The sequence below is a fragment of the Agarivorans sp. QJM3NY_25 genome (assembly GCF_050870875.2).
GTDB lineage: Bacteria > Pseudomonadota > Gammaproteobacteria > Enterobacterales > Celerinatantimonadaceae > Agarivorans.
The window spans coordinates 2,406,725-2,418,332 of sequence record NZ_CP194041.2 but is presented as its reverse complement, the minus strand read 5'-3'; the positions used below and the strand labels follow the sequence as shown (position 1 = coordinate 2,418,332).

The window sequence follows — 11,608 nt, the reverse complement described above, 5'->3', positions numbered from 1 at the left end:
TTGTATCTAACCTTTGTGGTGACATCTTCAAACGTAGCATCAGTTGGTTAACCGAACAACAAATGCTAGTCGTGAATTTCAAGTGCCCGGAAGAATTTCCAAGCTCATGTTACCGATGCAAACGAATATTATATACGTTCGACATCACATTTAGTTAAAAAAGCCTCTCGCAACACTAAATTTTTATGCATTTATTTACAAAAGTACATTTTAACTAAAAGAACTGAAACGAAGTGTAAAGAAAACCCTAGAAAAGCCTAGAGCTTGAAAATGCTTTCATTGGCAAATTACAAAAAATGTTGATCGGAATCAATTAATACGGGGTCTTGGGAGCAGGTTTAAATACATTTTCAGCTTGGTTATTGTAGGAGCACTTTGTAACAAGAATATTACAGTTTGTGCAATTTAATACAGCTGGCATACGTTTTCATCTAATAAAAAGTCACAATATGTGAATTTAAATTCGCATATTGTGACAGAGGGGCTTATAGACCAGCTTTCGCTAAGGCCGCCGAAACGATGCTCTGGGCTTCTTGTTCTATCTGGGCTAAATGTTGTTCACCCTTAAAACTTTCCATATAGATCTTATAGATCGCTTCAGTGCCCGAAGGGCGTGCCGCAAACCAACCATTCTCGGTGACAACTTTAAGTCCTCCGATAGCCGCATCATTACCCGGAGCACGAGTCAACTTAGCGATGATCGGCTCGCCAGCTAAAGTTTGAGCTTCCACCATGGCTGGATCAAGCGCGCTTAGTACTGCCTTCTGCTCGATACTCGCAGGTGCATCAATACGTTTATAACAAGGTTCACCAAATTGATTGACAAAAGCTTGATAGTGTTCACCAGGATCCTTGCCTGTAACTGCAATAATCTCGGCAGCCAGCAGGGCTAAAATGATGCCATCTTTATCAGTACTCCAAACGCCACCATCTTTGCGAAGAAAAGAAGCGCCAGCACTTTCTTCTCCACCAAAAGCGATGCTGCCATCGAACAAACCATCAACAAACCACTTAAAGCCAACTGGCACTTCTTTTAACTCGCGGCCAAGTTTTACGGCAACACGGTCGATCATTGAACTGGACACTAGTGTTTTGCCAATGGCGGCAGTGGCAGGCCATTGCTCGCGGTGAGAAAACAGATAATCAATGGCGACCGCTAAATAATGGTTAGGGTTTAACAGGCCACTGCTTTTGGTGACGATACCATGGCGATCATAATCAGGATCATTGGCAACCGAGACATCAAATTTGTCTTTAAGCGCAATTAAACTCGCCATCGCATAAGGCGACGAGCAATCCATACGGATTTGACCGTCTTTGTCCAAAGTCATAAATGAGAACGTCGGGTCTACCCGTTTATTAACAACTTCAATATCTAAACCGTAAGTCTCGGCAATCACAGGCCAATAAGCAATCCCACTTCCACCAAGAGGGTCAACACCAATTTTAACTTTTGCTTTAGCAATCGCATCCATATCCAATACATTGGCTAGATCGTCTACGTAAGGTTTGATGTAATCAATCGCTTCAATTGACGGCATTTTAATCGCGGCGTCGTAGCTTAAACGTTTCACGTCTTTTAGATCATTGGCTAAAATTTCGTTGGCCCGATCTTGAACAAGCTTGGTCACGTCACTATCGGCGGGGCCCCCATTTGGCGGATTATATTTAAAGCCACCGTCTTCTGGTGGATTGTGAGAAGGTGTAATCACTACGCCATCTGCTTGTTCTTTACCTAAACGATTGTAGGCCAAAATCGCATGTGAAATAACTGGCGTTGGGGTATAGCCCAAGCCTTCTTGATAGCGAACCTCAACACCATTCGCAGCAAACACTTCAATTGCCGAGCAAAATGCTGGTTCAGATAAAGCATGAGTATCCTTACCTATATATAGAGGACCAGTTGTGCCCTGCTCTGCCCTATATTCTGCAATCGCCTGACTGACCGCCAAAATATGGTTTTCATTAAAAGCCCGCTGACTGGAACTTCCGCGGTGTCCTGATGTACCAAATGCCACCTGCTGTTCGCGTACATTCACATCGGGTTCAAGCAAATAATAATCTGCGACCAGACGTGGGATGTTTGCTAGGTGCTCAGCCTGAGCTGGCTTACCTGCTAAAGGATGAATAGCCATGAATAGCGTCTCCGTTGCTTAAGTTATAAAATAAAAAAGTTTAGAGCGCCTCGCATACACGCTCTATTTGTATTGCTTGCAAGCCCATCTCACTAGCGACATGCTGAAGAATGTAACGTTTTCGGGCTGTATTAGTATTGGTGATCACCCAGTAAGGGCTGGCAGGAATGGCTTGGGGCTTACTCGTTTTCCCAGAGGCTAACAATGTTTCTTTCGCTTGAGAAAAGTACTCCCGCTTACTCCCCTTAATCACACAAGCTTTAGCAAAACGAGAGCGGTCTAAGCAGTAAAGTTGAGAGAGTAAAGCTAAAAATCGTTTGGTGGAGCTGCCCGCTTCTGCGATACCAGAAAAATCAAATTCAACATGCTGTATAGAAGAAATAACTTTATCCGCTTCGACATCTTCGCCCATCACTGGTTCTGCTGGCACAGACGGTAGTGCTTGAGAACCAACGCGAGCATCATTTAACTCTGAGCTGGCATTTAATTGGGATTGTGCATCCAGTAAGCGTCTTAAGATATCAGAGGCGCTTTCGCCGATGTGCTGAGTTTGTCCCGCAATGTATAAATACAAGTCATCTTCAATTTCTATAGTCTTCATTGCCATTTTTATTTATAAAGCCAGATTAAATATGGATTTATTATACATAGCAAAGTTAATAACTCATCATTAATCCCTTATAAGTCTATTAAAAGCTGAAATTTTGCCCACTAAACTCACCTTTTAGGGCTTGTAGATACGAGGAGATATAGGCAGACTAGTCGACGAATGAGCAGAGGGTAAATTTTGAAATTGCACTACAAACAACAAGGAACGGGCTACCCCGTTTTACTAATTCATGGCCTATTTGGCAGCTTATCTAATTTAGGTATATTAGCGAAACATTTGCTTGAAAATGATTATCAAGTGATTAGTGTTGATGCGCTCAATCATGGCTTCTCACCACGCAGCGAATCAATGAATTACCAAACCCAAGCGAATAGCATAAAAGATCTATGCGACCAACTGGCGATTGAGCAATGTGCTATTGTCGGCCATTCGATGGGGGGGAAAGTCGCAATGGCCACCGCCCAGCTTTACCCTGACCTGGTGTCTGCAATTGTGGTGGCAGACATTGCACCTGTCGCCTACCAACATAACCACCAAGCGGTATTTAGCGGTTTAAACAGCTTTGATGTAGCCACCGTAACCAGTCGAAGCGAAGCTGACCAATTGTTAGCCCACTATATTAATGAACCAAGTGTTAGACAATTTCTGCTTAAGTCCTTAATTAAAGCAGAAAATGGTTGGACTTGGTTATTTGATGTCCAACGATTATCTCGGTGCTACCACAATATTATTGACTGGGAACCTTTAGGCGTCTTTAATCAGCCTTGTTTGTTTATCAAAGGACAAAATTCGGATTATATTGTTAGTCAGCAGCAACTCAGTACCGTACAACAGTTCCCCAAAGCTGAATTAAAAGTAATAACGGCGAGCGGACATTGGCTACATGCCGAAAAACCTGCTACTTTCAATCGTTTGACTGAGCGTTTTTTAGGCACGCATATTTAACACCTCGCTGTGCTTTGTGATATAGTGCGCGTCGAATTTTCTCCCGAGGATAGCCATGTTTGCTCAATACATCGATCAAATAGAAAGCCTTGCCTTAACGATTGGCTTTGTTATTTTATTTTTTCTTATTGGCATGGCTATTCAAGATGTACTCAAAAAAGGCAATGTTCCCCCCTTCGGCCGCGCCGTTGTATGGTTAGTATTGTTTTTAGGATGTGCAGGCTTTGTCGCAAAAGGCTTAATTCAGCTATCTTGGGAAGGTAGTGGTTTAGGCTAAACGGTTGTTTCTAAAAGTAATGGCAAAACAAAATACAGATCGAACCACAATTGATCTATTTGCGAGCGAAAAAAGAGTGGGTCGGCCAAGAACCAACCCCTTAGAACGCAAAGATCAATTGAAAGCCAACAAACGAAATCAACTTAAACGAGATCGTGCAAATGGGCTTAAAAGAATAGAATTAAAAGTTGAACAACACCTATTCGAAAAACTGAATCAATTAGCTGACGAATCAGGTATTAGCAGAAGTGAATTGATTGAAAAAATATTGAATAGTCAATTTTCAATAAATCAATAGTTTGTAATACAGGTGAAAAATATGGCAAGCGTAGGTATATTTTTTGGCAGTGACACCGGCAACACCGAAGCCGTTGCACAAATGATCCAAAAAGAGTTAGGTAAAAAACTAGTTGAAGTGAAAGATATCGCCAAGTCGACCAAAGAAGACATTGATGAATTTTCACTGATCCTATTAGGGATCCCCACTTGGTATTATGGGGAAGCACAATGTGATTGGGATGATTTTTTCCCTGACCTGGAACAAATTGACTTCTCAGAAAAACTGGTTGCGATCTTCGGCTGCGGCGACCAAGAAGACTACGCTGAGTATTTCTTAGATGCGATGGGTACCATCAACGATATCGTCGTGAATAAAGGTGCTACCGTTGTTGGGCATTGGCCAATTGAGAGTTACGATTTTGAAGAATCTAAAGCCTTAGCTGACGATAAACATTTTGTAGGCTTAGGCATTGACGAAGATCGCCAGCCGGAGTTAACTCAAGAACGCGTGAAAGCTTGGTGTCAGCAAGTCTACCAAGAGATGTGTTTGGCCGAGTTAGAAGATTAAGTGACTGGGCAAAGCCCAGTTTTTCTTTAATAAACTAACACAATTGGCAATAATTATGCTTAACTTTGGCTAGAGGTGTTGAGCATTGCCAAAATTACTGTTATTAATTTCACTGATAGTGTCTTTTTCTAGCTATGCCGATGTTTGGTTTTATCAGGACCAACAAGGGGTTATGCATTTTTCTCAAGAGAAAAAAGACTCAAAATGGCGTTTGTTAATGCGCACCCCGGAAGCATTTGCAAAACCAAAATCCATCGTACAGGCCCCAAATCCACTCAACAACAATGCTTATCAACAACTGATTATTGACACCGCAAAGCGATACAATCTCGATCCGGCCTTAATCCATGCCATCATTGCAACTGAATCTAATTATAAAAACAATGCTGTTTCACGCAGTGGCGCGATGGGCTTAATGCAATTAATGCCTGCAACGGCAAAACGATTTTCAGTCACCGATCCCTTTGTTCCAGAGCAAAATATAGAGGCCGGGAGCCGTTATCTTCGCTGGTTATTAGATGAGTTCCAATCGCTGCAACTAGCGCTTGCCGCATACAATTCAGGAGAAAATACCGTAAAACGCTATGGTTTTAAGATCCCTCCTTACCAAGAAACCCAAGATTATGTCCGTAAAGTCATTAAACGTTACAAACAAAACCTCAGCCAAACTAATTAGCGGTTAAACTAACAGAGCGTTCCATTTTAGCTCCACTTTGATTGCAAGAGTTCACATCTATCTGCAGCGCTTATGTAGAAACAAACTATTACAGCATACTGTTAGAGGGCATAGCGGGAATAAACCTGTCAGTTTTTCCTAGTGACTATCATCGCTAGTCTATGTGCGAGCTTCATCAGTAATCGGCGAGTCACTACGAGTAGTGGTTCATCGCGAAAACGAAGCCAAGTGCACAAATTCGCTGGCTTAACCCACATCAATGCAGCAAGTTTTTAGCTTGGGGCTTTGTGTTTAGTGCGTAAGCCCGTATACTACGGGCAGTTATGGAATGGATAACAGCAAGGGATAAAAATCACCTATGTCTGATAATAATCACGCACTAAAAAAAGCGGGTCTTAAAATTACGCTACCCAGAATGAAAATTCTGGATTTGCTACAAACGCCGAATAACCAGCATATCAGTGCCGAAGATTTATATAAATTACTACTTGAACAAGGCGAAGAAATTGGCCTTGCAACCGTTTATCGAGTACTGAATCAATTTGATGATGCAGGTATTGTTACGCGTCACCACTTCGAAGGCGGAAAGTCAGTATTTGAGTTAAATACTCAAAATCATCATGACCACCTAGTTTGTCTTGATTGTGGGAAGGTCATCGAATTTAACGACGAAGTGATCGAGCAACGCCAGCGCGACATTGCTAAAAACAATGGTATTCAACTCACTAATCATAGTCTTTATCTTTATGGGCACTGTATTCAACAAGATTGTACAGAAAACTCTGAAGAAAACTGACAACTCAAACAGGTGTAACAACATACACCTGTTTTCTATTGAGCATATCCCCAACGCCCTACCAGCTGATTATCTACCCCTAAATGATCGAGGATCCTTGAGGCCACATGATCGACGAGTTGCTCAATACTTTGTGGGTTGTGATAAAAACCAGGGCAAGCTGGCAATATATCAACCCCTATTCTGGCGAGCTTCAACATATTTTCTAAGTGAATTGCAGAAAAAGGCATTTCCCGCGGCACTAAGACTAAACGTCCCTTTTCCTTAATGACAACATCAGCAGCTCGCTCCAGCAGATTATCTGATAGGCCCATCGCAATTGATGCCAAAGTTCCCATACTACAAGGACACACCAACATCATTTTAGGTGCAGCAGAGCCTGAAGCGACAGGCGAAAACCAATCCGTTTTACCAGGTAACAAAATTTGCCCTTTTTGAGCTTTAAAACGTTCCTGCATGAACTGTTCTACTTTATCTTTTGCGGTTGGCCACTGTTCGCCTAATTCCGTTGCAATAACGACCTTTGCCGCACTAGATATCAATAAATGCACTGTAAATTGCTTTTCGATGAGCAACTCAAGTACCCGGATAGCATAAATAACACCGGACGCGCCAGTAATAGCTAAGGTTATATGTTTGTTTTTCATTCAGTAAATACTGTACTCGATTTTAAGAGCGATCCTGCAAGAGAGGCAGGTTTATACCAAGATTTTCGGCTTGAGGGTAATTGTAACGTCATTAATTCGGCTAAGCGACTAATTATACAGCTTAAAGCATTTATAAAAACTAAGGTATTAACTACAATAAGGAAAAGGAATTTATGTAACGGGCTTATGTCTAAAGTAGAAATCCCCACCAACAGCTTACAGGTTGGTCATTATATTAGCTTACCGATTGGTTGGACTGCCCACCCTTTTATGCGAAATAGCTTCAAAATAAAAAATGAAGAACAATTAACTGTTGTTCGTTCTTTAGGCCTAGATGTGATTACAGTTTTCCCCAATAAATCAACCGTTAACGTTAACTTAGTGACCACGGCTACGACCGACGAGCAAGCACCAGAAGCAATCGCAGAAATCGATCCGGAACAAGCAATACTAGAAGAATTAAGGCACGCTCAAAAACGTGCGAATAAAGCATTCTTACGTAATTCAGAGAGTTTTCGTCTGGCCTTGACTAAATTTACCAATAAACCTGAAGAAGCTTATTACAGTATATTCGAACAAATAAATATCACTTTACAACTGATGTTTAAATCTAAATCACCACATAGTGTTTATGTTATTTTGGAACCCAGTAGCGAAGAAGATATTTTTTTCCACAGCGTAAATGTCGCTGTTCTCTCTGCTTTAGTGGCCAAGAATTTAGGTTTTACTGAGAAAGAATGTTCGATGTTGTGTATTGCGGCGATGGTTCATGACATTGGCGAACTCAAAGTTCCCCAGCAGATCCGCAGAAAACCCAATGAATGGGAATCCGCAGAACAGAGTTTTTTTGAAACTCATCCTAAATTTAGTGCTGACCTGATTAAAAAAGCAGGTTCATTTCCAAAAGAAATTCTGCCGATGGTGCTAAATCATCATGAACGATTAGATGGTAGCGGCTACCCAAAAGGTTTAAAAGCAAAAGAGCTAGATAAAACCACTCAGTTACTGTCGATTGTTGATGCTTTTGAACACCTATGTTCACCTTTACCACATCAGAAAAAACTCACACCTCAAGAAGCCTTCGCCTTTCTCTATAAGTATGCAGGAACAAAATATAACAAGTTATACTTAGAGCAGTTAATGAATACTTTAGGTATCTACCCCCCCGGCTCCATAGTAAGCTTATCCGATCAAACTTATGCAATGGTGATGTCGAGCAACCCTAAACAAAAACTTAAACCGAGAGTTTTACTTTTAGAAAAAGGTAAAAGCTTCAGCAATGCTAGCGTCATCGATCTCAGTAAGTCAGACGTCAAAATTAGTCAAACTGTAAAATGGGAAGACGTACCACAGGCGCTAATTAAGAATTTCGACCCTAAACTTCGCTGTTGTTATTTCTTCGACCCCGAGCAAGAATAATTCAAATCCGTTAGCCCTACTATTTTTAGCTTTACTTCACTTCAAATAAATTCATTTACGCGTGTTCTAGGTAAAAAGCGAAAATCATCAACTGATTTCCGCTTTTTATCTAAGTTAGTCATTGGACTATTATTCGATAATGTCTTGTTTACCTTTTACTTTTTCTCTCATACTTTGCATCATTACGTAAAAAACGGGCACCAGACAAGTCCCAACAAGGGTGGCGGCGATCATCCCGCCCATCACCGCATAACCCAAAGACACGCGACTAGCCGCCCCTGCACCAGTCGCAATCACTAAGGGGATCACCCCAAGAATAAACGAGAAGGCAGTCATCAATACGGCTCGAAAACGTAGGCGAGCAGCTTTTACCGCAGCATCTCGAATTGTCATACCGCTTTCTCGCAATTGCTTGGCAAATTCAACAATCAAAATAGCATTCTTACAGGCTAAACCGATCAATAAAACCAAGCCGATTTGAGTATATAAGTTCACATCGGAACCCATAATCCAAATGTAAACAAAAGCCCCTAAAATCGCGATAGGTACCGCAAGCATCACTGAAATAGGTATCGTCCAGCTTTCGTACTGAGCGACCAAGAACAAATAGGTAAAAATGAGGGCTAGAGAAAAAATAAGCGGTGCCAAATTACCAGCTTTTAACTCCTGATAAGTTTGCCCTGACCACTCGTAGGTATAACCGACCGGAAAACTATTTTCCGCAATTCGTTTAACCGTTTCAATCGCTTGCCCTGTACTATAGCCCGGTGCTGGGAAAGCATTCATTTTCACTGCGCCATATAAGTTAAATTGGTTGATATACTCCGGCCCCAATTTAGGCTCAACAGTCACCAAAGTTGTTAGAGGGACCATTTCATCAAACTTATTGCGAATATAGAAACGAGAAATATCTTGTTCAGAGTTTCTATATTCAGTTTCGGCTTGCATGTATACCCGAAAGACCTTACCAAAACGGTTAAAATCATTGACGTATTTAGAGCCTAGCATCGTTTGCAGCGTGGTAAAAATACTATTCAATTGTACCCCCTGCACTTTTGCTTTCTGTCTATCAACATCAACGAACAGTTGTGGTACATCCGCACGATAAGTACTAAAAGCAGCGGCTAGTTCCGGAACGCCTGCGGCTTCTACTGCGGTAGCCCGCATCACACTAGCCAATTGCGCAGGACTTCGCCCCAAGGTGTCTTGAATATAAAACTCAACACCTGCGACGGTCCCCACCCCCGGTAAAGCCGGCAACGAAAATCCCATCGCTTGCGCTTCGCCATAACGACTCAGCGCAGCATTTGCTTTTGCTAAAATACTCGACTCAATTAATGCGGGATCGTTACGTTCATCCCAATGGGATAAAATCACCACCATAAGCCCCGCATTTGAAGACACCGCGCCTGAAATAATTGAATAACCACTAGCCGAAATAACGTTAGTCACACCATCCAACTGGTTGAGTTCGTCAACCATTTTGCCAATTACGTCTTTGGTTCGGTTAATTGATGCACCATTAGGCAATTGAACATCTACAAAAAATGCCTTCTTATCTTCAGTCGGTACAAAACCAGTCGGTAATGAAGTTGCAAAATAGCCAGTCGCACCAAGCAATAGCACATAAACAATTCCAACAATCGACAACTTTCTGACCATCCCCGATACAAAACCACTATATTTCCCAGTGGCTTTATCAAAATAGCGGTTAAAGACAGCATGAAAGCCCTTTTCATGAACTTTAGGGGTTTTTAATAAAGAGGCACATAGTGCCGGACTCAAGGTTAAGGCATTCACGGAAGAAATGAGTACCGAGATACAAATGGTAATGGAAAACTGAGCATACATTTGTCCAGTGATTCCCGGCATCACAGCGGTAGGGGCGAATACAGCTAACAGTACCAAAGTGGTTGCGACCACAGGGCCTGTGACTTCTTGCATCGATTTGATAGTCGCATCGACAGCGTTCAAACCTTCTTCTTGCATTAAACGGGTGGTATTTTCCACAACCACAATCGCATCATCGACCACAATCCCAATTGCAAGGATCAAAGCAAATAACGAAACAGTATTAATGCTCATGCCAGTTGCCAATAGAAATGCAAAGGTACCAATCAATGAGACCGGTATCGCGATAGCAGGTACTAGGGTTTGCCTGAAATCTTGTAAGAAAACATAAACCACAAAGATAACCAAAGCCACCGCAATCAACAGCGTTTCTAACATCTCATTAATCGAGGTTTGAACAAATTCTGTCGTGTCGTAAAGGATTTTGTAATCCATATCCTCGGGAAACTGAACACTTAAGCGATCCAGTTCTTCTCTAACACCTTTTGCGACTTCTAAAGCATTGGCACCACTGGTTTGATAAATAAACAGTAATGCAGAGTCCTTATTATCCAGTTTTGCTTCAGCATCATAGCTTGCCGCCCCCAATTCAACCCTAGAGATATCTTTTAAATATACGGCGCTCCCATCCGGATTGGAACGAACGATAATTTCTTCAAACTCTTCGGGGTGACTTAAACGTCCCTTCGTGGATAAGGTATATTGAAACTGTTGATCCTGGGGCACAGGTGCTGCACCAATCCGGCCTGCGGCAACTTGAATATTCTGTTCTTCGATAGCCGCAATCGCGTCATCAACGCTAACACCTAAACTAGCCATTCGGTCTGGATTTAACCAAATCCGCATTGAGTAATCCATCCCACCAATAATGCTAACCTTTGATACCCCATTCACTCGGGCAAGGTTATCCTTGATGTTGATCCCCAAATAGTTGTTCAGAAATAAATTATCTAAACCTTCATTGGGTGATATCAAGTTGAGCATCATCAAAATATTGGGATCTTGCTTTTGAACTTTAATTCCGCTGCGCTGGACCTCGTAAGGTAGACGAGGCATAGCCTGCTGAACCCGGTTCTGCACATTCACTTGCGCCATGTCAACGTCGGTACCAACTTCAAAAGTAACGCTTAAGGAGTAACTGCCGTCATTGGCGCCTTTTGACTCCATATAAATCATATTTTCAACGCCGTTAACTTCGGCTTCAATAACCTTGGCCACAGTGTCTGCCACCACATCGGCACTCGCACCAGGATAACTGGTCGTCACCGAAACGGAAGGCGGAGAAATATTGGGAAATTCAGCAACCGGTAATACCGGGATCGACAACAAGCCAGCCAAAGTTAAAACAATAGAAATAACAAAGGCAAATTTGGGTCGATGAATAAAAAACTTACTAATCATCACC

General features: G+C 42.0%; 11 protein-coding genes. 7 read left to right on the top strand and 4 right to left on the bottom strand.

Going from position 1 to position 11,608, the window contains the following annotated elements; genetic code table 11:
• Window positions 1–485: 485 nt before the first annotated feature.
• Both pgm and ACRRSW_RS11110 read right to left on the bottom strand, forming a co-directional pair.
• Complete coding sequence (pgm, locus tag ACRRSW_RS11115; RefSeq protein WP_432453158.1) at window positions 486–2,135, bottom strand: phosphoglucomutase (alpha-D-glucose-1,6-bisphosphate-dependent); 1,650 nt, start codon at window positions 2,133–2,135, stop codon at window positions 486–488.
• A 40-nt stretch (window positions 2,136–2,175) separates the two neighbouring features.
• A complete protein-coding gene (locus ACRRSW_RS11110) occupies window positions 2,176–2,736 on the bottom strand; it encodes a replication initiation regulator SeqA (protein WP_432459366.1) in 561 nt (186 codons plus the stop codon).
• Between the two features lie 186 nt (window positions 2,737–2,922).
• Here ACRRSW_RS11110 and ACRRSW_RS11105 point away from each other — a divergent pair, with 186 nt between their 5' ends.
• From ACRRSW_RS11105 to fur, 6 genes are all read left to right on the top strand, one after another.
• Window positions 2,923–3,690, top strand: coding sequence for an alpha/beta fold hydrolase (locus ACRRSW_RS11105; protein WP_432459365.1), 768 nt, complete (start codon window positions 2,923–2,925; stop codon window positions 3,688–3,690).
• Window positions 3,691–3,745: 55 nt separating this feature from the next.
• Complete coding sequence (locus ACRRSW_RS11100; RefSeq protein WP_432453161.1) at window positions 3,746–3,967, top strand: DUF2788 domain-containing protein; 222 nt, start codon at window positions 3,746–3,748, stop codon at window positions 3,965–3,967.
• 19 nt (window positions 3,968–3,986) lie between these two features.
• Window positions 3,987–4,265 carry a LexA regulated protein gene (ybfE, locus tag ACRRSW_RS11095; RefSeq protein ID WP_432453162.1) on the top strand — a complete coding sequence of 93 codons (279 nt, stop codon included), beginning with the start codon at window positions 3,987–3,989 and terminating at the stop codon, window positions 4,263–4,265.
• Between the two features lie 21 nt (window positions 4,266–4,286).
• Complete coding sequence (gene fldA / locus ACRRSW_RS11090; RefSeq protein ID WP_432453163.1) at window positions 4,287–4,814, top strand: flavodoxin FldA; 528 nt, start codon at window positions 4,287–4,289, stop codon at window positions 4,812–4,814.
• A gap of 85 nt (window positions 4,815–4,899) precedes the next feature.
• The gene (locus tag ACRRSW_RS11085) at window positions 4,900–5,490 is read left to right on the top strand and encodes a lytic transglycosylase domain-containing protein (protein WP_432459364.1); all 591 of its coding nucleotides are present in this window, start codon (window positions 4,900–4,902) and stop codon (window positions 5,488–5,490) included.
• 358 nt (window positions 5,491–5,848) lie between these two features.
• Window positions 5,849–6,286: a ferric iron uptake transcriptional regulator gene (gene fur, locus ACRRSW_RS11080; protein ID WP_432453165.1), complete on the top strand. Its 438-nt coding sequence runs from the start codon at window positions 5,849–5,851 to the stop codon at window positions 6,284–6,286.
• Between the two features lie 35 nt (window positions 6,287–6,321).
• Here fur and ACRRSW_RS11075 read toward each other — a convergent pair whose 3' ends face one another.
• On the bottom strand, window positions 6,322–6,933 hold the full coding sequence (locus tag ACRRSW_RS11075; RefSeq protein ID WP_432453166.1) for a flavin prenyltransferase UbiX: 612 nt from the start codon (window positions 6,931–6,933) through the stop codon (window positions 6,322–6,324).
• Between the two features lie 186 nt (window positions 6,934–7,119).
• Here ACRRSW_RS11075 and ACRRSW_RS11070 point away from each other — a divergent pair, with 186 nt between their 5' ends.
• Window positions 7,120–8,352, top strand: coding sequence for an HD-GYP domain-containing protein (locus ACRRSW_RS11070; protein WP_432459363.1), 1,233 nt, complete (start codon window positions 7,120–7,122; stop codon window positions 8,350–8,352).
• Window positions 8,353–8,481: 129 nt separating this feature from the next.
• Here ACRRSW_RS11070 and ACRRSW_RS11065 read toward each other — a convergent pair whose 3' ends face one another.
• Window positions 8,482–11,604 (bottom strand): efflux RND transporter permease subunit, encoded by a 3,123-nt coding sequence (locus ACRRSW_RS11065; protein WP_432459362.1) that lies wholly within the window; start codon window positions 11,602–11,604, stop codon window positions 8,482–8,484.
• Between the last annotated feature and the right edge of the window lie 4 nt (window positions 11,605–11,608).